The organism is Thermoactinomyces intermedius (genome assembly GCF_013912365.1).
Lineage (GTDB): Bacteria > Bacillota > Bacilli > Thermoactinomycetales > Thermoactinomycetaceae > Thermoactinomyces > Thermoactinomyces intermedius.
The window spans coordinates 14,113-35,987 of record NZ_JACETT010000020.1; the positions used below are offsets into that span (position 1 = coordinate 14,113).

The 21,875-nt window shown below is 48.9% G+C and carries 20 protein-coding genes and 1 riboswitch; of the genes, 9 read left to right on the top strand and 11 right to left on the bottom strand.

Features of this window, described 5'->3' with window-relative positions; all coding sequences use genetic code 11:
* Window positions 1-57: 57 nt before the first annotated feature.
* A complete protein-coding gene (bioB, locus tag H1R82_RS05205) occupies window positions 58-1,059 on the bottom strand; it encodes a biotin synthase BioB (RefSeq protein ID WP_181731480.1) in 1,002 nt (333 codons plus the stop codon).
* A 204-nt stretch (window positions 1,060-1,263) separates the two neighbouring features.
* Entirely contained in the window at window positions 1,264-2,766 is a 1,503-nt protein-coding gene (locus tag H1R82_RS05210) for a carboxypeptidase M32 (RefSeq protein WP_232333925.1), read from the bottom strand.
* Window positions 2,767-3,000: 234 nt separating this feature from the next.
* Here H1R82_RS05210 and H1R82_RS05215 point away from each other — a divergent pair, with 234 nt between their 5' ends.
* The 4 genes from H1R82_RS05215 (at window position 3,001) to ptsP (ending at window position 7,851) form a co-directional block, all read left to right on the top strand.
* Window positions 3,001-5,253: a sigma 54-interacting transcriptional regulator gene (locus H1R82_RS05215; RefSeq protein WP_181731479.1), complete on the top strand. Its 2,253-nt coding sequence runs from the start codon at window positions 3,001-3,003 to the stop codon at window positions 5,251-5,253.
* A gap of 187 nt (window positions 5,254-5,440) precedes the next feature.
* Entirely contained in the window at window positions 5,441-5,782 is a 342-nt protein-coding gene (locus H1R82_RS05220; protein WP_062843272.1) for a PTS sugar transporter subunit IIB, read from the top strand.
* A gap of 77 nt (window positions 5,783-5,859) precedes the next feature.
* Window positions 5,860-6,120 (top strand): HPr family phosphocarrier protein, encoded by a 261-nt coding sequence (locus tag H1R82_RS05225; protein ID WP_181731478.1) that lies wholly within the window; start codon window positions 5,860-5,862, stop codon window positions 6,118-6,120.
* A gap of 18 nt (window positions 6,121-6,138) precedes the next feature.
* Window positions 6,139-7,851 carry a phosphoenolpyruvate--protein phosphotransferase gene (gene ptsP / locus H1R82_RS05230; protein ID WP_181731477.1) on the top strand — a complete coding sequence of 571 codons (1,713 nt, stop codon included), beginning with the start codon at window positions 6,139-6,141 and terminating at the stop codon, window positions 7,849-7,851.
* Between the two features lie 92 nt (window positions 7,852-7,943).
* Here the strand turns inward: ptsP and speD are convergent, their stop codons facing one another.
* Together speD and ablB are read right to left on the bottom strand one after the other, a co-directional pair.
* A complete protein-coding gene (gene speD, locus H1R82_RS05235) occupies window positions 7,944-8,354 on the bottom strand; it encodes an adenosylmethionine decarboxylase (RefSeq protein WP_037993114.1) in 411 nt (136 codons plus the stop codon).
* A gap of 326 nt (window positions 8,355-8,680) precedes the next feature.
* Complete coding sequence (gene ablB, locus H1R82_RS05240) at window positions 8,681-9,511, bottom strand: putative beta-lysine N-acetyltransferase (RefSeq protein ID WP_062843269.1); 831 nt, start codon at window positions 9,509-9,511, stop codon at window positions 8,681-8,683.
* A 244-nt stretch (window positions 9,512-9,755) separates the two neighbouring features.
* Between ablB and H1R82_RS05245 the strand changes: the two genes are divergently transcribed.
* A complete protein-coding gene (locus H1R82_RS05245) occupies window positions 9,756-9,941 on the top strand; it encodes a hypothetical protein (protein ID WP_156473341.1) in 186 nt (61 codons plus the stop codon).
* 51 nt (window positions 9,942-9,992) lie between these two features.
* Here H1R82_RS05245 and H1R82_RS05250 read toward each other — a convergent pair whose 3' ends face one another.
* Together H1R82_RS05250 and H1R82_RS05255 are read right to left on the bottom strand one after the other, a co-directional pair.
* Window positions 9,993-10,385 (bottom strand): hypothetical protein, encoded by a 393-nt coding sequence (locus tag H1R82_RS05250; protein WP_062843267.1) that lies wholly within the window; start codon window positions 10,383-10,385, stop codon window positions 9,993-9,995.
* A gap of 2 nt (window positions 10,386-10,387) precedes the next feature.
* On the bottom strand, window positions 10,388-11,323 hold the full coding sequence (locus H1R82_RS05255) for an alkaline phosphatase family protein (protein WP_062843266.1): 936 nt from the start codon (window positions 11,321-11,323) through the stop codon (window positions 10,388-10,390).
* Between the two features lie 84 nt (window positions 11,324-11,407).
* Between H1R82_RS05255 and H1R82_RS05260 the strand changes: the two genes are divergently transcribed.
* Together H1R82_RS05260 and H1R82_RS05265 are read left to right on the top strand one after the other, a co-directional pair.
* Entirely contained in the window at window positions 11,408-11,734 is a 327-nt protein-coding gene (locus H1R82_RS05260) for a DUF1811 family protein (protein ID WP_181731476.1), read from the top strand.
* Between the two features lie 55 nt (window positions 11,735-11,789).
* Complete coding sequence (locus H1R82_RS05265; protein WP_156097694.1) at window positions 11,790-11,954, top strand: hypothetical protein; 165 nt, start codon at window positions 11,790-11,792, stop codon at window positions 11,952-11,954.
* Between the two features lie 79 nt (window positions 11,955-12,033).
* Here H1R82_RS05265 and H1R82_RS05270 read toward each other — a convergent pair whose 3' ends face one another.
* The gene (locus H1R82_RS05270) at window positions 12,034-12,993 is read right to left on the bottom strand and encodes a 4-hydroxy-3-methylbut-2-enyl diphosphate reductase (protein ID WP_062843264.1); all 960 of its coding nucleotides are present in this window, start codon (window positions 12,991-12,993) and stop codon (window positions 12,034-12,036) included.
* A 202-nt stretch (window positions 12,994-13,195) separates the two neighbouring features.
* Between H1R82_RS05270 and H1R82_RS14620 the strand changes: the two genes are divergently transcribed.
* On the top strand, window positions 13,196-13,318 hold the full coding sequence (locus tag H1R82_RS14620; protein WP_255359703.1) for a hypothetical protein: 123 nt from the start codon (window positions 13,196-13,198) through the stop codon (window positions 13,316-13,318).
* Window positions 13,319-13,859: 541 nt separating this feature from the next.
* On the opposite strand, the gene H1R82_RS05275 is transcribed toward H1R82_RS14620, so the two are convergent.
* A complete protein-coding gene (locus tag H1R82_RS05275) occupies window positions 13,860-14,216 on the bottom strand; it encodes a hypothetical protein (RefSeq protein ID WP_181821615.1) in 357 nt (118 codons plus the stop codon).
* A 293-nt stretch (window positions 14,217-14,509) separates the two neighbouring features.
* On the opposite strand from H1R82_RS05275, the gene H1R82_RS05280 reads away from it, so the two are divergent.
* Window positions 14,510-14,677, top strand: coding sequence for a hypothetical protein (locus H1R82_RS05280; protein ID WP_156097696.1), 168 nt, complete (start codon window positions 14,510-14,512; stop codon window positions 14,675-14,677).
* Window positions 14,678-14,870: 193 nt separating this feature from the next.
* Here H1R82_RS05280 and H1R82_RS05285 read toward each other — a convergent pair whose 3' ends face one another.
* The 3 genes from H1R82_RS05285 to H1R82_RS05295 form a co-directional block, all read right to left on the bottom strand.
* The gene (locus tag H1R82_RS05285; RefSeq protein WP_181821617.1) at window positions 14,871-16,748 is read right to left on the bottom strand and encodes a bifunctional homocysteine S-methyltransferase/methylenetetrahydrofolate reductase; all 1,878 of its coding nucleotides are present in this window, start codon (window positions 16,746-16,748) and stop codon (window positions 14,871-14,873) included.
* 13 nt (window positions 16,749-16,761) lie between these two features.
* On the bottom strand, window positions 16,762-20,151 hold the full coding sequence (gene metH, locus H1R82_RS05290) for a methionine synthase (protein ID WP_049720650.1): 3,390 nt from the start codon (window positions 20,149-20,151) through the stop codon (window positions 16,762-16,764).
* A gap of 168 nt (window positions 20,152-20,319) precedes the next feature.
* Window positions 20,320-20,435: riboswitch (SAM riboswitch) on the bottom strand.
* Between the two features lie 58 nt (window positions 20,436-20,493).
* On the bottom strand, window positions 20,494-21,831 hold the full coding sequence (locus tag H1R82_RS05295; RefSeq protein ID WP_181731473.1) for a helix-turn-helix domain-containing protein: 1,338 nt from the start codon (window positions 21,829-21,831) through the stop codon (window positions 20,494-20,496).
* Between the last annotated feature and the right edge of the window lie 44 nt (window positions 21,832-21,875).

Here is a 21,875-nt window from a genome sequence, read left to right on the forward strand (position 1 = left end):
CATCTTACCATACATTTCTCACGGCGAGCGGGTCAATCGATTCTTTCTTGATTTTCGTTATTCTGCTTCCTCCACCTCAAACCCCATATCCCTTATCATCTGATGATCCAACAGGGCTGACTGGCCTTCGGTCGTCAAATAATCCCCGACAAAAATGGAATTGGCGGGATAGAGGGACAATGCTTGCAAATGGCGCAGGTTGACTTCTCTTCCTCCCGAAACCCGGATTTCCTTTTGTGGACAAATGAAACGAAACAACGCAAGCACTTTTAAGCAATAACGCGGATTTAATTCATTCATCCCTTCCAAAGGGGTCCCGGGGATGGGATTCAAAAAGTTCACCGGGATGGAATCGACATCCAGTTCACGCACGGCCAACGCCATTTCCACGACTTGTTCCTTGGTTTCCCCCATGCCGACAATATAGCCGGAACAAGGGGAGATGCCCCCTTTTTTCACCAACTGCAGCGTTTCCACCCGGTCTTGATATGTATGGGTGGTGGTGATGTTTTCATAGTGTTTCTCTCCGGTATTCAGGTTGTGGTTGTAACGGTCCACGCCGGCTTCTTTTAACCGTTTGACTTGGTCTTCGTTCAAAATTCCCAAACAAGCACAAATTTTAAGCGGATATTTTTCTTTGATTTCCCGGACCGCCTGGACCACTTCATCCAGTTCACGCCGGGTCGGTCCGCGCCCGCTTGCCACAATGCAATAGGTTCCGGCTTTTCTTTCCATGGCTTCTTTGGCCCCGTCGACCAAATCTTCTTTTTTCAATAAACTGTATCGCTCAACCGGAGCCTGGGAAACAATCGATTGCGAACAGTAACCGCAATCTTCCGGACAAAGCCCGCTTTTGGCATTGATGATCATATTTAATTTGACTTTTTTCCCGAAATAATGGCACCGGACACGAAAGCTGGCTTGCAGCAAAGGCAATAATTCATCATCCGGTGCATTTAACACCGAAAGACCTTCTTCCATGCTCAATGTTTCTCCCTGAAGTGCCTTATCCGCCAACTTTTCCCACTTGAACAAGCTGCTGAAAGAATGAAGTGTCATCGCAACCTCCTGCTCCTTAAAAATTCATGAACCCATTTTTCCGGACCGGTCGGATCAACCGGTGTCCGGACGATTCTTTCTTTTTGATTGTAAACCATATTAAATTACAAAGTTTACATTTATAATATGAGTATACCACAGCCGCTTTTTTCCTCATAAGAAAAAAAGCAAATGCCCTCCCGGGACATTTGCTGTCAAATTGCCCTATAAATACAATTCGCTGTATTTTTTTCTTAAATAATCCAGATAGGGTTGAATGGTCAGTTCCGATCCGGTTGCCCGCCGGATCAATTCGTCCGCGGTATATTTGCTTCCATGCTGATAGATCTGTTCTTTCAGCCAGGAATGGAGAGCGGTGAAGTCCCCGTGTGCAATTTGTTCCGGGATGTGGGGGGCATCTTTTAAGGCCGCTTCGTAAAATTGGCAGCTTAAGATATTTCCAAGCGCATAGCCCTGAAACTGTCCGCCGATAAAATCCGCATACCAATGGATGTCCTGCAACACGCCCGAACGGTCATCGGGAGGAGTGATGCCCAGATCGGACTGATAACGTTCATTCCACGCATCACGCAAATCTTCCACCCGGAGTTTTCCTTCCAGCATGAGCAGTTCCAGATCAAAGCGGATGATCACATGCAGGTTGTATGTCAATTCATCCGCTTCCGTGCGGATCAGCGACCGCTTCACATGGTTGATGGCCCGGTAAAACTCTTCCAGTGTCACCCTTCCCAACTGGGTCGGGAACGTGGCCTGCAATTGCGGATAAAAATAGGTCCAAAACTCCCGGCTTCTGGCAATCACATTTTCCCACAGACGTGACTGGCTTTCATGAACCCCGGAAGAAGTCCCGTCATAAAGCGGGGTTCCGTCATACTCCGGGCGAATCCCCAATTCATACAGTGCATGCCCGGCTTCATGGATCGTACTGAACAACGCTTCGCTGATATCCCGCTCATTGACACGGGTGGTGATACGGATATCTCCTGCCGCAAACCGCGTCATAAAGGGGTGGGCCGACAAATCCACTCTCCCGCGGTTGAAATCAAATCCCATCTGCTTAATGATTTCCTTGCTGAAATCCAGTTGTTTTTGTACCGGATAAGATTGCACCAAGGAGGAACGGTCCGAAGCCGGTTTCTTCGTCACCGCTTCCACAAACGGAACCAATTCCCTTCGCAGCTCTTGAAACAACTTGCGGAGCGTCGACGCTTTCATCCCGTAATCCGAACGGTTGATCAACGGGTCGGACACATGCTCTTTTTCCGGAAAAAAGCCGGCATATTCCAAGCTGAGTTCCAACGTCTTTTTCAGGTAAGGAGCCACTTTGTCAAAATCATTGGCTTCCCGCGCTTCCAGCCACACTTGGGTGGTTTCGGTGATATGCCTGTAAAAACGGGCCATGAAATCTGCTGAAACTTTTTGTGCTTCCTCATATTGCCGTTTGGCAACCCGGACGATGGCTGCCTGATCGGAATCAAAGGATGAAGAAGCCGTCTCTTTTTCCAGATCCTCCAGTAATTCACCCAACCGGGGATCCGTTTTTTTCTGATGAACCAATTTCCCCAACAAGGACAGTTGGTGTCCTCTTGCTTCTGCTGCAGCCGGGGGCATGTATGTATTTTGATCCCAGCTTAATATGGCCATCGTTGCTTCCAAATCATATATTTCGCGCAGCTTTGTTTTTAATGCTTCCCATTTTTCATGCAAAATCGATTTCCCTCCAGTTTGCCGGGCAAAAAGTCCGGAGATTCAGTCAATCTTTGTTTATTGTACCAAAACATCACATCCCAGGCGATGCCCGAAAAAGATGAAAATCACCGGTTTTGCCGGTGTCCGGTTAAATTTGGATTCCATTTTTTCTTGCCTTTTTTACACGCTCGGGTGACAATAGTGTGCAAAGTGTGTATGATACTTAGAAGAATGAGAAAAAGAGGCGGTACCATGAAAAAGCGGGATTGGATCGAACAAGTTCTCCGTCAATCCTGCCTGGAAAACCCGGAAGGAATGACGGCACAACAAGTCGGAAAACTATCCGGCCTGAACCGTTCCACTGCCAGCCGGTATTTAAATGAATTGGTCAAACTGGGACGTGCCCGGAAACAGGCGGGACGCCCGGTGAGATATTTTCCTGTGGACAGCCCGGACAAAATCCGGGAAACCTCGCGCTGGAAACCGGCTGAAGATGACGGATTGCTGGACGATGCCTTGGCGGCCCTTTTATATCCTCCCAAAGGCCTTCCCATTTTGTTTACCGGGGAAACCGGTGTCGGGAAAACCTATATGGCTAAAAAATTGGTCGAAGTGGCCATCGAAAAAAATTACCTTCCGCCAAACACGCCGTTTGTCTCTTTTAACTGCGCGGAATACGCCCAAAACCCCGAGTTGCTTCTGGCCCAACTGTTTGGCGTGAAAAAAGGCGCCTACACCGGTGCGCAGGAAAACCGGTCCGGATTGGTGGAGCGGGCCAATGGCGGCATTTTGTTTTTGGATGAAATCCACCGGCTTCCCCCGTCGGGACAGGAAATGCTTTTTTACCTGATGGACCAGGGATTTTACCGTCGCCTCGGGGATGCTTCTGTGGAACACCCTGCCCGCATCCGGCTGATCGGCGCCACCACCGAACCTCCTGAACAAGCGTTATTGCCGACATTACAGCGCCGTTTTTCCGTGCAAATTGAAATTCCGCCGCTCAGAAAGCGTCCTGTGCAGGTGCGGGAACAACTGATTGAAACATTTCTCCTCGATGAATCGAAACAGATGAACATTCCCGTTTCTCTGTCCCCCGAATGCCGCTCGCGGCTTTTGACTTATCCTTGCTTTGGAAACATCGGCCAATTAAAAAGCGATATCCAGATTGCATGCGCCCGGGCTTTCCTCCGGCATATGAATCGTACCGGACAAGAAGTGGTGATCCAACTGCATGATTTGCCGGCCCACCTGCGCAAACAAGGCTGGATCTCGGCCGCCATCGAAGCCAAAATGAAAGATCATCCGGAACCCGAAGAAGCGGCAGCAAAAACAACAGACGAAGCGGACAACATCTACCGCGAACTGCTGGCAGCCAAAGAACAATTAAGCAAACAAAACATTTCGTCAGCGGAATTAAACCGGCAACTGCAGGAAACGGTCAATGAATATATCACCCGTCTTTTGCATTCAGCCAAAACCCGGCAACCGTCCGGGGATCAAGACCTGTTCTTATCGATCCGGCAAGTGCTTAAGCAATGTGTGGATCATTGGAACCATCCTCTGTCCCAAAAAATATCCGACACGAAGATCAACGCCCTGGCCCTGCACATCCAGTCTTATTTGGAACAACCCGGGCCCCGTGCGAAAAAAACGTTGAACGGGTTAAAGATTGAACCGGTTTACCGCGAACTGGCCGGTCAGATTGGAACCGCTTTGGAACAAGCGTTGGATATCCGTTTGCCAAAAGACGAATTGGATTTAATCTCCCTTTTCTTCTCGTTGTATCAACCCCGTTCATCCGACCCGAAACCGCGGGTGATTGCCACGGTTTGTTTAACGGGCGAAGGAGCGGCGGTTTCATTGGAACTTTGGCTGAAACAACATTTGCCGGAGCAAGACCAGGACGTGTTGATCCGTGCGGTGCAAATCGATCCGCTTGAACGCGAATCCGGGGAATTGGAAGAATTGGCGAAATCCTGTCATCTGGTCGCCGTGGTCGGAACAGTCCCCCCCAAAATGAAAGACATTCCATATATTCCGGTTTGGGAACTGTACCAACCCGCCGGATGGGACAAATTAAAAGAACTGTTATCCAAGAGCCGCCCGGACGATTCGCCTTTGGAACGCGACACCAAACCGGAACCCGAAAACCGGCTCTTTACATTGATGGAACAAGGATTGCGGGAGACGGTCACTCACTTCAATCCCAAAAAATACATCGATGTGATCCAAAACCATCGCGCACTGTTTCAAGAAACATTTCAGTGGACCCCCGAACGCGAACTGGGAATCTGGATGCATCTGGCGATTTACACCGATCAACTGTTGAAAGAACAAATCAATCAAACGGCCCGCCAAAATCACGGCGGCAGGCATAAATCCCGGGCGGAACAACCATCCTATTTATGGAAAAACCTTTTGCTCCAACTGGAATCCGTCTTTTCCGTTCAATATCCGGCGATGACGGCACAAGAAATGACCCGTTTATCGGCGTCTTCCGATTAAACGGTTCCATCCTTGTGTGTAAATTCGTTGCACACAAGGATGTCCCATCTCATCCGATGCGAAAAATCTTTCCAATCCGTCTGTTTTATTGCTTGGCATGCTTTTTGCATTTAAAATGAAATGGCATTTATTTTTTATTACTAAAACCAAGGTGGAACATCGTTTCTTTAAGAAGCGGAGGAATGAAATGAACCACACCATCCGCCTGCTCGTCATTTGCAGCTGGGGGGCAACTTCCAGTGTATTGTGCCAAAAAATCAATGAAGCAGCTTCCCAAAAGGGGATGGCTTTAACGGCAAAAGCTGTCGGTGTCAAAGATTGGCGCGAACATCTCGAATCCGCGGATCTCGTCATGATCGAACCCCAAATCAGCCATCTCCGGAACGAGATCGAACCGGTCGCAAAAGCCCATCGAAAACCGTTTGCGCAAGTCGACCCGGTTGCTTTTGCCACGATGAACGGAGATCAATTGCTGAAACAGGCAGCATCGCTTTTATCCACTCCCCGGTCATTGCACCGGACAGAATAAAGGTTGCCATCCTTTCCACCTTGTAGACGATATGCCAGTCAAAATCCAAAATGATAAAAAAGAAAGGAACATGTCTCATGGCTCAAAAGAAAGTAACCATTTCCAATCCAAGCGGTTTGCATGCCCGTCCGGCGGCACTTTTGGTCAAAGAAGCCGGAAAATTTTCCAGCAAAATCCAATTGGTAAAAGATGAAAAAGAAGTGGATGCCAAAAGCTTATTGGGGGTCATGTCGCTCGCAGCCAAACAAAATGACGAAATCGTCATTAAGGCTGAAGGAGAAGACGCTGAAGAAGCCGTAAACCAATTGGCACAATTTATCGAACAACTCAATGCTTAACTTTAAGGAGGGTTCATGTTGAGCCAACACATCAAGGGAGTGGGGGCTGCACCGGGGTTAAATATCGGACAGGCCATTTGGTGGCGCAAAGAGAAACCGGTTGTGGAAACACGCTCCATCTCCGATACCGATGCTGAAGTGGAAAAGTTAAATCAAGCGATTGAAAAAGCCAGGGAACAAATCCAAGAGTTGCGTTCGATCGCTTCCCAGCGGATGAGTGACGAAGAGGCCGCTGTTTTTGATGCACATCTTGCCTTTTTGGACGATCCAGGTTTTACGGGCGAAATGAAAAACCGGATTCAAAGCAAAAAACAAAACGCTGAATCCATTTGCCAGGAAGTCACCGATGAAATGAGCCAATTGATGGCTTCGCTCGATGACGAATACATGCAAGCCCGTGCCGATGACATTCGTGATGTCGGAACCCGTCTGTTGTTGATTTTATCCGGCAAACAACCTTTTGATCCTTCCTTGTTAAAACCGGGGCATGTTGTGATCGCGGAAGAATTGACTCCTTCCGACACGGCCCAATTTCCGGAAGGAATCAGCGGGATGGTAACCGAACGCGGAAGCAAAACCGCCCATGCCGCCATCATGGCCCGGACTTTGGGCATTCCGGCGGTATTGGGACTGGGTGAGGCCATTCGTCAAATTGAAGACGGCGACATCATTGTGTTGGACGGGGATCAGGGAACCATCCAAATCAACCCGGACAAAGAAACCGAAGCAGCGATCCGCCAACAGATCAAAAAACAAAACGAAGCACGCGAGCAAGCATTGAAAGAAGCAAAAGCCGATGCTTATACAGCCGATGGAAAACGGATTCAGGTTTTCGCCAACATCGGAAGTTTAAATGATGTGGACATCGCCCTGAAAAACCATGCCGAAGGGGTCGGTTTGTTCAGAACCGAGTTCCTTTATCTGGAAAATGACCACTGGCCCGATGAAGAAGAACAATATGACGCTTATGCGAAAGTTTTGAAAGCGTTTGGCGACCGTCCCGTGGTCATCCGGACTTTGGATATCGGCGGTGACAAAGACTTGCCGTATGCCGAATTGCCCAAAGAAGAAAACCCGTTCCTGGGACACCGGGCGATCCGTTTCTGCCTTTCCAACCCGGACATTTTCAAAACACAATTGCGTGCACTGCTCCGGGCAAGCGTCCACGGAAATCTGTGGATCATGTTCCCGATGATCGAAAACCTCGCTGAAATCCGCCAAGCCAAAGCGCTGCTGGATGAGTGCAAAAATGAACTGAAAAATGAGGACATTTCCTTTGCGGAAAACATTCCGGTCGGCATCATGGTGGAAATTCCGGCTGCCGCCATCAATGCGGATTTACTTGCGCCGGAAGTGGATTTCATGAGCATCGGAACCAACGACCTCACCCAATACACCCTCGCGGCAGACCGGGGCAACGAGAAAGTGGCTCATCTGTATGATGCCGCACATCCGGCGGTGTTGCGCCTGGTGAAAATGACCTGTGACGCCGCGGAAAAAGCAGGAATCGTTGTCGGCATGTGCGGGGAATTGGCGGGAGACACCGCCATGACAGAAGCGTTGATCGGGCTCGGGTTGCATGAATTGTCCATGAGTGCCGGAACCATTCCGGAAGTGAAACAAAAAGTCCGCCAAACCGATTCGGAAAAAGCCAAAGAACTGGCGGCGGGACTGTTGAGCCAAAAAGACGGGGATCAAGTCCGCCGGTTCATTCAAGAACAAAAATCATAAAGACGAAAAAAGCCGAAGAACAGTGTTCTTCGGCTTTTTTTAAAATGAAAAAGGAATCCAAAACATGCTTTTGGATTCCCACCGTTCCCTATTTAAACCGTCATTTTTTTCATCGGTCGTATTGCTGGTTCTGGTTGGACAACCTCAATAGGCCTAACACCTCTCCGAAGCATTTTGTGATAGGCTTGGGAGGGTTTTAATACATTGAACATGTGCTCAATGGCAATCATGGGATCAACGGTATGACCGCAAGTATAGCAATCCAAGGCGGCAAACCCTTTTTCCGGATACGTGTGAATGGACAGATGACTCTCTGAGAGCAACACTAAAACAGTGGCCCCTTGAGGTTCAAACTGATGCGATTGGACGGACAAAACGGTTGCTCCACAGGCTTTTGCCGCGTCTTTCAAGTGTTCCTCCAAACGCTGGACATCATTCAGCAGATCGAAATCAACACCCCATGCATCCATGGCTACATGTCTTCCGAAAGTAGAAAATTCCATCTCTTTCGGCCCCCTTCCTAGCAAAAAGTTGGTGTGAGCCAAATTCCGCTAGGATCTGCTTGTTCACCACGGGGGAAGGTTAGTCCAGTGAGGTCCCAACCCTTTAAGTGAATCCTGGATCCTACTAGCTCAATGTCACAGTGATTAACTTAACACAATCTGTATACAACTTCAATAGTTATTTTAACCGAAATTCCCTTTCACTACGATCTTTTTAAAAAGTTTAAATCCAATATTTTTAATTCTCCGAATCATCCCGTCCCGGAGCATTGAAAAAAGCGGGATCCTGTCCCGCTCCGTTTCCTTCCGTCCCACATCCCGCCTTTTTACAACTCTTTCACCCAGATATTCATATCTTCAAAATCCCCCGAGATCTGGCTGTTTTGGATCAATCGCCCTTTATATTCAAAACCCAGCTTGGCGATCACCATATTCATTCCCGTGGAAACCGCCCGGGTCAATGAAAACAGGTGAGGGATCCCTTTTTCTTTCATTCTTAATTCCAGATCATAAATAATAGCACTCAACAGTCCGTTGCCCCGATGATCCGGGTGAGTGGCGCAATCGGTGATTTCCGCACATTGAAAATGCGGAAAAACATCCGCCGAAGCCGAACTGACAATCTGATCCCCTTCGGTCACCACCGAGAAGTAGACATCCTGGTCCATGCATTGGCGGATAAAATCAGGATCATGAATGGGGGTGGGGTATGTTTCAAAGACCAGCTGATACAACTTTGCCAAAGCCTCCGCATCTTCTTTCACGGCATGGCGCAATTGATACCTGGGATCCAGACGCGGACGCTCTTTAATGGTTTCGACCTTCTCTGCCATCTCCACAATTTTGTCTTTTTTCTCCTCATCTTTTTTATGCGCACGGTCCTCTTCCAAAAAGCGGGACAAAATACAAGCCGGATTTCCTTGGAAAAAACCGCTGATTTCTCCCTCTCTTTGAAACCCGAGCTTCTCAAAAAAAGAGATGTCCTCAGGGTTTGCATAAATCATCACTTTACCGATATCCTTTTCTTTGGCCAATTCTTCCAGGTGTTTCAACAGGGACTCCACATCGTACCGGCTGTATTGGATCAATTTAATGCGACTATTAAATTCATCCACTTCATAAGATACATTATGTGGAGTGGTTTGAGTGGTTTTCATTCAACTCTCCTCCATCATCTTTCTTTCCGCAACTCCGCTGTCCTTAGCTTTTGCCAACCTGCCCGATATTATCATCAGTAACTTTTCCCCTGTCTTCCGGAATACAAACGGCTTTTTTCCCGGATTCATGTCAATCGGACATAAAAACATCACAAAAAAGACAGATCTGTCGTGTAATTTTTATTTAATGCGGGTAGGATATAATTTAGATCTTGATTACCCTAAATCCCGGGGGGTTTCTTTTATGTACCTGACACCCAGAGAACGAGGCATTGTCATCCGGGCTCTCACCAAGGTGTTGGAAACCGAGCCGCCTTATACAAGAGCCGATGAATATAAAAAATTATTGGACCGTCTCAAAAGCGAACAAGAACGGGAAGACGACGAACATCCCCGGCAAGAATACATCTACAACATGGACGATGGCTGAAACATAAAAAATCCCCTTCTTTTCAAAGAAAAAAGGGGATTTTTGTCTTCTTCACCATCCCGCCTGGGGATGCCTTTTTAATTTGATATTCCGGAACAAAAAGCAAGGATCCAACGAATCGGAATCTGACAAAGGTTGACTCGTGATCAACAAATGAAAGGGCGCGTAAGCGCGTTTGTCTTTCAAGAGGATCCCTGCATGTTCCCTCGGAAACGCAACCGCATATTCCCGTTTCCCTTTCAACCGGAAACAAAAGAGATAAGCGTCATTGCCGCGGTCGTACATCCAGACATATTCATCCGCTTCCTCCGATTGTTTGACATCGCCGGCCCACTCCGGAATGGACAACACCAACGTATCCGTGCCATCCGCACGGAGTTCGGTCCAGCCTCCGTCCTCCGGAATGGCTGCTTCTGTCACTTGTGGTATATATCTTGAACGCATAATCACCGATCCTTTACCCCATTTTTATTCCTGGACACGATCCGGTGCAACAGCGGAGCAATTCCCGTTAAATCCCACGCTCCGGTGTCAATCTCCGAGAATGCGTCAATGTCCCCGATCACCAGGGTGGGAACCGGGTTGACGGTATGGGTTTTCACCCGCAAATCTTCGCTGTTTCCATGATCGCTGACCAATACAATCGTATCCTCCGGCCCTTTCAACCGCACAAGTTCCCCCAAAAAACGATCATAATGGTGCGTCACATATTGAAGCAACCAGGGATCCTGTTTGTGGCCGGCCCGGTCACTCAAGAAGAACTCATGGACAACCAAATCATAATCGCGGGCTATCGACCAAAGGTGGCGGGCAGCCTGTTCCGGCGTGATTTCCTCCACATCCATCCCGGTTTTTTTCAGGATGGTCCGGGTGATGTCATGATACACCGCTTTGCCTTCCACCAATTCCGGGAAAAATCGAACCGGCTCCCGGCTGGATTGGATCGTTGCCGTGGTGACCGAAACCCAACCGCGCTTGGTGGCAGGACGTTCAAAATACTCTTTGGTGTACGCATTGGCAAAGGTCGCTTTCCAGCCTTTTTTTTCAAACTGTAAGTAGATGTTGTCTTTTTGCACCCATTCACGCAACCTTCGAAACGGCAACCCGCTCATGTGTTTTCCCATCTCCCGGGCTGCATTTTTTCCCGTAAAGATCGTCGCCTGGCCCGTGGCACTCTGCGGAAGCCCCTCCACGCCCAGGCAGGCATCGGTCTCAAGCAGAAGAAGGTCCGGACCATGGCGGCCGGCCGCTTCCCTCACCAACGGCATTCCGCCAAACAACTGACGGATGCAAGGAGTCGGATACGTCACCCAGGGATTGTGATCCGCCATCTCCCCCAAGCCGACCCCGTCAATAAACAGCAGCACGACAGCGATCTTCACCACCCCCTGTCGGTGTCCTCAGGTTGTTTTCATCCCGGCCTCCCGGTACAATGATAAGGAGCATTGCAAAAAAAGGAGGATACGATGCAACGTTTCAGCCAAATGTCCAAAGATGCGCTTGAGATGGAAATTGAGCGCCTGAACCGGGAAAAACAAAAAGCAAAAGACCAAGGTTTGGATACACAACTTGCCATTTTGGAACAAAAAATCAATCTTGCGCGTTCATACCTGATCGATCCCGCGACCGTCCAAACTGCCTGTTGGTATCAAGTGGAAGGAAAAAACATTCCTTTTTATGTCGAATATCTCAACGGAGTGATGGCTTGGGGAAATTGGGAACATTCCGGTGAAAAAGCAGCCGTTCCATTGGCTTTGTTGGAAAAACCGGTATCCCGCCGTTCTGTTAAATGATGGTTAATTTTTATTTTTATTGGACATAATACATCTAGGAGGTGTGTTCGAAAAAATGTATTATGTCGTCCGCGATTCAGAAAAACTCCCGCCATCGATCATTCATGAAGATAACTATTTCGCTTGGTATAATCCGATGAAAAAGGACCATCGCATTGAATTTCGCGGCACCATGAATCAATGCTATGATTTTATGGCCGCACACTATCCCCGAAAATAATGCTTTTTTTCGGTCCGCAAATTGACAGAATTGTATAAAGAAATGAGTGAAAAATAAACCGGGACTTGAAAGTCTCCGGTTATTTTTTCGGTTGTAACTTTTTCTTTCGCACCGGCGGCAAAATTTTGTTCATGCTGACTTCCTGTTTGCGTTCCCAAGTACTCGGATCATTTTCGTCAAACTGCTCCAAAAAGCGAATCACTTCGCGGGTAATCGGCGTTGGCGTCGACGCACCCGCCGTCACGCCGACCACTTTTTTCCCTTTGAGCCAGTCCAAATTAATTTCTGTCACATCCGCAATCCGGTACGCATCCACGCCGGCGATCTCTTTGGCCACCTGAGCCAGCCGGTTGGAATTGTTGCTGCGGGGATCCCCGACAACAAGAACCAGATCCGTTTCCTTCGCCTGTTTCGCAACGGCTTCTTGCCGCAATTGCGTTGCCAGACAAATTTCATTGTGGATCTCTGCCGTCGGGAACCGTTCTTTGACCTTTTCCATCAAATGCTTGGTATCCCATTGGCTCATGGTGGTTTGGTTGGTGACGAGCAACCGGTCCGTTTTGAGTTGGAGCCGGTCAATATCTTCCTCTTTTTCAATCAAGTGAACCTTCCCGGGAGCCACTCCCATGGCCCCTTCAGGCTCGGGATGGCCTTGTTTGCCAATATAAATCACTTCATATCCGTCGGCCGTCTTTTCCCTGATCAAATCGTGCGTCCGCGTAACATCCGGACAAGTCGCATCCACCACCGTCAAACCCTTTTCCCGGGCGCGACGGCGGACTTCGGGAGAAACCCCGTGTGCGGTGAAAATGACCGTCCCTTTGTCGATTTTCTCCAGAATCTCCAACCGGTTTGCTCCGTCCAGGGTAATAATGCCTTCGTCTTCAAATGCTTCCACAACATGGCTGTTGTGAACAATCATTCCCAATATATAAATCGGACGGGGCAGATCCAGGTTTTGGGCGGCTTGGCGTGCCAAAACCATGGCATCCACCACTCCGTAACAATATCCTCTGGGTGTGATTTTTACGACTTCCATGTTTTTCCCTCCTGACCCCGATTTTGGATCCGAGGCTTTTGTCCATCTCATTATAGCGCAACGGCCGCTCCGGGTAAATGCAAATCCTCCCCGTTTCCGATAAGTCCAAAAGGATTTCACAATTTTTTAGGCTTTTTTTCTGGAACATCCATCCTTGGTCATTCATAGGATACACTGTCATCATGAAGAGAAGGAAGTGAGTGTGCATTATGGAAAAACCAGCAAAACCCATGCCGATGCCCGAACCGCAGCCTTTGCCGCAACCGCCGGCTATGCCGGAACATCCCATGCCCATGCCGATGCCCTGCATGCCGCCCATGTATGAAATCCCCTGTGATCCCAGATGGCTTCGGCACATGTACCACCATCTCAAAATTTGCCATAAGTATGAGCTGGAAATGCTCAGATGGTATATGAGGTATTGTGAGAGCAAGCATCATTGCAGACATCCTCACCGTCGTCATCCCCATGGCAGAAGACCTTACCACTGTCATCCGTATGAATCCTCTTCATCCCCTCATGACCGGAACCGGTGGGATAGCCCTCACCATCATTGCTGAAAAAAGGCCATCCTTCCCAAATTCTCCCCTGGAAGGATGGCCTTGATTGCACCTGTATCGGATTAATTTTTCATTCTTTCGCGTACATAATTTTTCATTCTTTCGCGTACATACAAGGTACCCAGAATAAAAGAAATAAACAACAAAAAAAGGATAATCACTCCTGATGAATCCAGAATATTCCCATTCATATGATCAAAACCCCCCGAATCTTGTCCGTCTGTAAATAGGTATACTACATTTAAATAAATTTGTACAGAATGGGAATATTACAAAACCATGAAACAGGGGTGATTTCATGCAGATTTAAAGAGCTTCCTCTTCTTCCTCCCAATCCTGGGGTTTCATGACACCGTTTTTGATCCTCAAGATGGCCAACGTTCTCGCTTCAAAATCCAGAGCCCGTTCCGAATGGGAAAGCATCAGGTTTCGCCGGGCAATACAGTCAAAGCACACGGCAAATTCATCAAAGATCTGGTCGGGATCTTCGGCGATTCTCAATTCGGTTCTCTTCTTTTCCTGATAACAGATCGCGCAATTTAAATACATTTCCGTGTAATAAGGTTGAGGCCCGCCTTCGCGGATCGCATTTAATATCTCAGCTTCAATCTGTTCCGCCAAACGCTCCACTCTTTTTTTTCTCTCCATTTGATCCTGCATCATTGTTCACCCATTTCCCCTTTTAAAAAAATCGCGTTTTCCACGAATAAGCCCATTCACAGCATCTTTTTATTTATATTTAAAAGCAAAATTCGTTATTTTTAGCTATATCATCCATTCGTCAACAAACCGGAAAACCCCTTTTAAACAAGGAAGAAAGCGAAAAAATCCCCATCCGCCCTCATATCAATAATGTCTGTTTTTGTCAAAATATAAAATGATTTGACTACTTATGTCACGAAGGAGGAATTATTGGTTACCGATGTCTAATACAAGTTAGAAAGGAGGGGGCGAATATGGTCGTACGTGATCGATCCTCGAAATCTTTTGCCGACCAGCGTCTGGGGTACAAGTATCGTGTCATTCACAAGCGGGTTCGCCCTGCAGTGAAAAGAACGGTGCTTAAAATGGCAAGAGATATGTTTCTCGACCATATTTCGAAGGATGTGCCTTTTAAAAAGTGAATCACCTTTGTTTTGTTGGCATTTTGCTTACATGACAGCCCTCCCGTTCCATAAGGGCGTCATTTCCTCTCCAAATGGATGAATCATTCCCCCGAATGGCCAATGGTTCGTTTCTCTATTCTTTTGAATTTGGTTTTGGGTACTCAACGATCAGCCCTCCCGAACCGACGGGAGGGCCCTTTTTTTGGTTCTTTTAAGCGTGCGTATGGCTCTGGAGACGGGCATGCATCTCTTTGTCCCGCCACCGGATAAAATGTGTCAGCTCCTCTGTCATCTGCCAATTGGAAAACGGGGTGATCAAATAAATTCCGTCGAACTTTTCCATAGCCACTTCCAAAAGCTCTTTGGCCACTTGGACGCCTTCTGATTTCCCGGACTGACGGTCGGTCGTTTTTTCCATTCGTTTTAACACATCTTCCGGTATTTTAATTCCGGGCACTTCATTATGCAAAAACAATGCATTGCGATACCCGGTGAGCGGCATCACACCGATGAACACCGGGATGCCGAGCGATTTCGTCGCTTCATGCACCCGGATCACCCCGTCCGGGTCATAGACCGGCTGCGTCATGACAAAATCCGCGCCGGCTTCAATTTTTTTCTCGAGACGTTTGACCGCCGCATCCAGCTTTCGTACATGCGGATTAAAGGCGGCCCCCACCACAAACTGCGCTTTTTGTTTTAATTTCCTTCCCGAAAACGAGATCCCTTCATTCAGCTGTTTCACCATCCGGATCATCTCAACGGAAGTGACATCGTAAATCGAATGGGCTCCGGGCAAATCCCCCATGCGGGTGGGATCCCCGGTGATCACCAAAATCTGATCGATTCCCAAAGCATGAAGCCCCATCAGGTGGGATTGCTGTCCCAATAAATTCCGATCCCGGCATGCAACGTGGACCAACGGTTCGATATCATATTTTTTTAAGATGGCACCCAGCGCCAAATTGCTCATCCTGGCGGTGGCCAGGGAATTGTCCGCCATCGTGACCGCATCGACGCCGGCTTGCTTCAGTTTTTTGGCCCCTTGCAAGAAACGCATGATATCCAGATCTTTCGGCGGATCAAATTCACAAATGATGGTTCGTTGTTTGTTGCGGACTTTCTGTACGACTGTCGGTTTCGTTCTTCTTTGCAAGACGATCGTTTCATGGGATGACAGTTTGTAACCGTCTTGGGGCGGGTTTTTCCGCTGAACCGGACATTTGCCTTTCAAGACTTTGGCAATCCGGGCGATGTGCTCGGGAGTGGTTCCGCAACACCCTCCAAGCAGCCGGACGCCTTGATCAATCAAGAGGCCGGCTGTTTCCTCAAAATAATCCGGCGCCGACTTGTAATGAAGTTCCCCGTTGCTCATCCCCAGCCGCCCGGCATTGGGAAAAGCCGTGAGGATCATTTGCTCGGGAACAATGGTTTTTTCCAATGTCCTCAATACTTCCACGGGGCCGAAACGGCAATTGATTCCCACGCCGTTCACCCCGAGCGATGCAAGCTTCTCAAAAGCCTCAGAGATGGTAAAGGCATCCCGGGTCCGGCCGATTTCCATCATCGAAAGCTGGGCAAAGACGGGAAGCGTCGTGAGCGGGCGAATCACTTCAACCGCCAATTGCAGCTCTTTCAAGTCCAAAAAAGTCTCCAGCAAAATCCCGTCGACGCCTCCGTGCAAAAGAGCCACCGCCTGCTCTTCATACATCGCCCGGTACTCCTCTTCATCGTACACCGGCACTTTCCCGGCACAGATGGAACCGATCACCCCGAGAACATAGGCATCGCTTCCAATCGATTCTTTGGCAATATGAACAGCTTCCCGGTTCAGCCGCGTCACCTTGCTTTCCAGTCCGTAACGCGACAGCCTCTCGCGGTTGGCACCGAAGGTGTGCGTTTCGATCACACGCGCCCCGGCCCGGTAATATGCTTCATGAACCTCGCCGATCAGGAACGGGTTGCTCAAAACCAATTCCTCCGTACAATGGCCGATGGAGACGCCTTGCTGATACAAAAATGTTGCAATCGCCCCGTCCCCGACCAGCAAAGAATGTTGCAGGCATTGAAGCAAGCCTTGCTCGCCCATCAATCTTTCCCCCTTATATCGCATTAAAATACCGAGCTTCCGGATGAGCAAACACCATTGCCGACACGGATGCTTCGGGATCCATCATGAAACCGTCGGTTAACTGAATGCCGATGTCCTCCGGCGAAATCAGGCGAAACAACTTCTGCTGATCCTCCAGATCGGGACAAGCCGGGTAGCCGAAAGAAACGCGAATTCCCTGATATCTCGCCCCAAAACGCTCCTTCATGGTCATTTCGGCCGGATCCGGAAATCCCCAACGGTTCCGCATCTGTTGATGCAATTGTTCGGCAAAGGCTTCCGCCGTTTCCAACGCCAGCGCCTGGATGAAATGGGAATGGAGATAATCCCCTTTTTCTTTCCATTTTTGGGACAATTCCCGGATGTGTTGCCCGGCTGTCACCGCAAGAAAACCGACATAATCCATTTCCCCGGATTCCACCGGACGCACAAAATCTGCCAAGCACAAATACGGCTCTTTGGACTGGCGGGGAAACGAAAAACGTTCCAATACCACGCCGGGAGTTTCGGGATCATAGATCAAAACGTCATCCCCGTCGGCTTGCGCGGGGAAAAATTGATAAATGCCGTGAGGGGTGAGCCACCGTTCTTTTTTGGCTCTTTCAAAAAACCGGTCAAACAATCTCTTCATTTCCAGCGCTTTTTCGTCCCCCTCTTTGATCAATTGCTCCACATTCCCCTTCAACCCGAGGTGCTTTCCAAACAACATCTGCAAATTGATATAGGGAAGAAGCAAATCCAACGGATAATCGCGGTAAACATGCCTTTTGAAATCCGGCGGGGTAAAAACAGGAGCCTTGCGGTTCACTTTGCTTTTCCCCTGCACAGCCGCCGGGGCGCCTGCTTCCTTTTGCTCTGTTTGCGATGGAGACCGCTGCTTTTTCTTTTCGTTTTTTTCAGCCTCAATCTTCTCCCTCTGCTCCGGATTCATCAGCCTGTTGGCCAGTTCCAGTCCGTTCATCGCGTCTTTGGCATATAAAACGGGGCCGTCGTATTCCACGGCAATGCGTGTTTCTGTAAATTTTCTCGTCAAAGCCGCCCCGCCCACCAAGATGGGAATGTCAATCTCTGCTTCTTTCAGGTCCTGGGCCGTCACCACCATCTGCTGGGCCGACTTCACCAAAAGCCCGGACAACCCGATGATATCCGGCTTTTCTTTCCGCGCGGTCTCAATCAATTGTTCCGGGGGCACTTTAATCCCCAAATTCACCACTTGATAGCCGTTGTTCGCCAAGATGATTTCCACCAAATTTTTCCCGATGTCATGGACGTCTCCCTTGACGGTGGCCAAAACGACTTTCCCACGTGTATGACTTTCCGTCCGGTCCATGTAGGGTTCCAAATACCGGACGGCCGCTTTCATCACTTCCGCACTCTGCAAAACTTCGGCTACAATCAACTGGTTATCATTGAATAAGCGCCCCACTTCATCCATGCCCGCCATCAACGGGCCGTTGATGATATCCAGCGGTTTGTACTTGGCCAGCGCCTGATCCAAATCCTCGTACAAGCCGTCTTTGCTTCCTTCCAGGATGTAGTTGGCCAGTCGCTCTTCCAACGTCATCCGGACCCCGGTTTGCTTTTTCTTTTCCTTTTTATGGCGGTAAAAGTTGGTAAACCGGGTCAGGATGTCGTCATAGTTTTGGTGATCCGTGTGAAACAAGAAGGCTTCCGCCAACTCCCGCTCTTCTTCCCCGATGGAAGCGTAACGCTCCAGTTTTTCCGTGTTGACGATGGCATAATCCAGCCCGGCTTTGGTGCAGGCATAGAGAAACACCGCATTTAACACTTCACGCCCGGCCGGCGGAAGCCCGAAGGAAACGTTGGATATTCCCAGAATGGTTGACGTCCGGGGTAACGCTTCTTTGATGAGCCGGATGCCTTCCACCGTCTCCCGGGCGGAACCAATGTACTGTTCGTCTCCCGTCCCGACGGGGAAAACCAACGGGTCAAAAATAATGTCCTCTTCCGGAATGCCATACTGATGAACCAGCAAATCATAACTTCTGAGCGCCACTTCCAGTTTCCGCCGGGCCGTCAGTGCCATCCCCTCTTCATCGATCGATCCCACCACAATCGCCGCCCCGTATTTTTTCACCAGCGGGAGCACTTCCCGGAAACGCTCTTCCCCGTTTTCCAGGTTGATGGAATTGATCACCGCTTTTCCTTGGGAATATTGAAGCGCCTTTTCAATCACCTTGGCATCGGTCGAGTCAATCATCAGCGGAACTTTCACCATTTTGGTCACATGCTTCAAAAATGCTTCCATGTCCGCCAGTTCATCCCGGTCCGGATCGGCCAGGCAAACATCGATGATCTGGGCTCCGCCTTTCACCTGCTTGCGGGCAATCTCGGAGGCTTCTTCATATTTCCCTTCTTTGATGAGCCGTTTAAACTTGCGGGACCCGATCACGTTGGTGCGCTCCCCGACCAGCAACGGCCGGGAATCCTCTTCCAAGAAAACCGGGTCGATTCCCGAGATTCCGGGCAAATGGCTTTCCACCGGCCGGCGGGGTTTTTTTCCTTCCAAAGCCCGGGCAATGGCCCGGATATGTTCCGGCGTGGTCCCGCAACAGCCTCCCGCCAAGTTCAGCCAGCCTTTATCCGCAAAATCAGTCAATTTTTGCGCCAAGGCTTCGGGGGTCTCCAGATAATCCCCGTTTTCATCCGGCAATCCGGCATTGGGATAACAACTGACGCCGCAACGGGCAATCCGGGACAACGAACGGATGTGATCCGTCATGAACTCAGGACCGGTTGCACAATTCAGCCCGACCGCAAACGGACGAAGGTGTTCGATGGACAGATAAAATGCCTCGATGTTTTGCCCCCCGAGCATCGTTCCCATCGGTTCAATCGTCCCGGATATCATAACCGGCAAGCGGAAGCCCAAGTCCTGAAATGCCCTTTCAATCCCGATCCCCCCGGCTTTCACGTTTAACGTGTCTTGGGAAGTTTCCAACAGGAGAAAATCCACCCCGCCCTCCATCAAGGCTTTCGCCTGCCGGTAGTATCCCTCGGCCAACGCTTCAAAGGTCGTCCCCCCGGTGACGGACAATGTCTTGGTGGTCGGCCCGATGGCACCGGCCACATAGCGGGGGCGGTCACCGGTCGACCATTTGTCCCTCGCTTGAACCGCACAACGGGCGGCTGCCCGGTTGATTTCTTCGGTTTTGTCCGCCAAATCATATTCCCCCAGAACCAGCGGGGTGGCTCCGAAGGTATTGGTTTCCACCACATCGGCGCCGGCCTGGTAATACTTTTCATGAATGTTTCGAATCAGATCCGGCCGGGTCAGGTTCAAAATTTCATTGCAACCTTCATACCGCTCTCCGCCAAAATCATCCGCCGTCAGTTGCGCCTGCTGCAACATCGTGCCCATCGCGCCGTCCAAAATGACAATTTTTTCGCGCAAATATGCTTCAATCGGTTTTTTCCCCACACCTATCGCCACCTTTAACCGTTTTCTCCCAGGCAATGATTCGCAAAAATAAAAAACACCTTTTCATCTCTGAAAGATGAAAAGGTGTTGATTACCCGGCCAGACTCACTCTCATCTTTCAGAGAGAGAAACTCTCTCTGCTGGAATTGGCACCACATTGGACACAAGTTCCAACAGGTTGCCGGGCTTCATCGGGCCAGTCCCTCCGCCTCTCTTGATAAGAGATCCTTGTAAAAATTATGTCAGTTTATCTTCATAATATATAAATCTTTTTGCAAGTTGTCAACCAATTTGCCGCAGTTGCTGTTGTTCCAGTTCTTTTTGGGCCAAGTACATTTGCTCGGTGGCCGATTTGAAGCCATCCTGATCATCCAAAGCTTCATAACAGCCGGCCAGTTCATAATAACAGTCATACACATTGGTTTTCAGCTTGTTTTTGGCTGCCAAACGGGCGGACCGTTTCAAATATTCAACCGCTTCGGTGTAATGCTTCATTTGTTTCAGCAGTTTGCCCATGGTGAAAAGGGAGTCATTCAACAGTTGCGGATCATAAATTTTTTCTGCCCATTCCAGCGCTTTTTTCAGCTTGTCATAAGCTTCGTGGTATTTGCCTTGCAACATATAGACTTTGCCCAGATGACAATAGGCATGTGCCACTTCCTGGGAGTTGTCTTCATGTTCTGCCAGTTCTAAGACAAAATGGAAGCAGGTCGCTGCATCATCCAACTGGGAAATTTCAAGGTAAGACAATCCCAACCCGCTCCAAAGCTTTAACATTTCTTCCGTGTTTTTACTTCCGATCGACCGTTGAATCCCTTCTCTGGCATAGCGGATGGCATCATGGTAAAGTTTCATTCTCCGCAACAACTTGGAGCGATAATAGTACATTTTAATGATGATGTCTTTGCTTTGAATCCGGGGAATTTTCTCCCACAATTCTTCCAGCAGGCGGAAAGCTTCGTCCGTGCGGTTCAACTTTTCCAAGTAAGCCACTTGCGAAATCAAGAGCAAGTAATAGGTCCGGTCATCGCACTCATTGGATTTGTCTTGCTCCATGGCCGTCAACCCGCGTTCCACATAGCGGAGGGCCTGTGCATAATCTTTGTTCATAAAGCGGCAATAGGCCAGTTCGCAATAACCGGCCGCTTCCAAATGATTTTTCGGGGAATAGGGATCCTGATAAGCCAGACGGATGGCTTCACTCAACTCGCGTTCTGCTTTGCGCCATTCCTTCTGATGGCTGTACACTTTCCCCTTCAAATAATGAACCGTGGCCTGATGTCTGGAATAAGATTCTTCCGATATATCCGAAAGCAAATGAAGGGCTCGTTCCGGCATTCCCATCTGGATCATGGTTTCGATGGCGACAAACCGCACTTGCATACTTTCCAAAGTTTCCGTATCTTTTTCGATCATTTCCGGGATTTCATTTAAATCCAGTTCCAACTTGCTCATTAAATACAAGACTTTATCTTTGTTGACATGAGGAACACCGCGCTCAATATTGCTGATTGTCGCCGTGGAGATATGCTCGTCTGCCAAATCTTCCAATCTTAACCCTTTTTCTTTTCGGACTTTACGAATAAATTTGCCAATTTCACTCATTTCCAATATATTCATAGCCGATCTTTCCTTTCGGATTGTTGGTTATCTCTATATTACTT

Excerpts from the sequence above, each read along its gene's own strand:
- bioB (WP_181731480.1), bottom strand. The coding sequence starts at position 1,059 with ATGACACTTCATTCTTTCAGCAGCTTGTTCAAGTGGGAAAAGTTGGCG.
- H1R82_RS05215 (WP_181731479.1), top strand. The coding sequence starts at position 3,001 with ATGAAAAAGCGGGATTGGATCGAACAAGTTCTCCGTCAATCCTGCCTG.
- H1R82_RS05220 (WP_062843272.1), top strand. The coding sequence starts at position 5,441 with ATGAACCACACCATCCGCCTGCTCGTCATTTGCAGCTGGGGGGCAACT.
- H1R82_RS05225 (WP_181731478.1), top strand. The coding sequence starts at position 5,860 with ATGGCTCAAAAGAAAGTAACCATTTCCAATCCAAGCGGTTTGCATGCC.
- speD (WP_037993114.1), bottom strand. The coding sequence starts at position 8,354 with ATGGAATTTTCTACTTTCGGAAGACATGTAGCCATGGATGCATGGGGT.
- ablB (WP_062843269.1), bottom strand. The coding sequence starts at position 9,511 with ATGAAAACCACTCAAACCACTCCACATAATGTATCTTATGAAGTGGAT.
- H1R82_RS05245 (WP_156473341.1), top strand. The coding sequence starts at position 9,756 with ATGTACCTGACACCCAGAGAACGAGGCATTGTCATCCGGGCTCTCACC.
- H1R82_RS05250 (WP_062843267.1), bottom strand. The coding sequence starts at position 10,385 with ATGCGTTCAAGATATATACCACAAGTGACAGAAGCAGCCATTCCGGAG.
- H1R82_RS05260 (WP_181731476.1), top strand. The coding sequence starts at position 11,408 with ATGCAACGTTTCAGCCAAATGTCCAAAGATGCGCTTGAGATGGAAATT.
- H1R82_RS05265 (WP_156097694.1), top strand. The coding sequence starts at position 11,790 with ATGTATTATGTCGTCCGCGATTCAGAAAAACTCCCGCCATCGATCATT.
- H1R82_RS05270 (WP_062843264.1), bottom strand. The coding sequence starts at position 12,993 with ATGGAAGTCGTAAAAATCACACCCAGAGGATATTGTTACGGAGTGGTG.
- H1R82_RS05275 (WP_181821615.1), bottom strand. The coding sequence starts at position 14,216 with ATGATGCAGGATCAAATGGAGAGAAAAAAAAGAGTGGAGCGTTTGGCG.
- H1R82_RS05280 (WP_156097696.1), top strand. The coding sequence starts at position 14,510 with ATGGTCGTACGTGATCGATCCTCGAAATCTTTTGCCGACCAGCGTCTG.
- H1R82_RS05285 (WP_181821617.1), bottom strand. The coding sequence starts at position 16,748 with ATGGGCGAGCAAGGCTTGCTTCAATGCCTGCAACATTCTTTGCTGGTC.
- metH (WP_049720650.1), bottom strand. The coding sequence starts at position 20,151 with ATGGGCACGATGTTGCAGCAGGCGCAACTGACGGCGGATGATTTTGGC.
- H1R82_RS05295 (WP_181731473.1), bottom strand. The coding sequence starts at position 21,831 with ATGAATATATTGGAAATGAGTGAAATTGGCAAATTTATTCGTAAAGTC.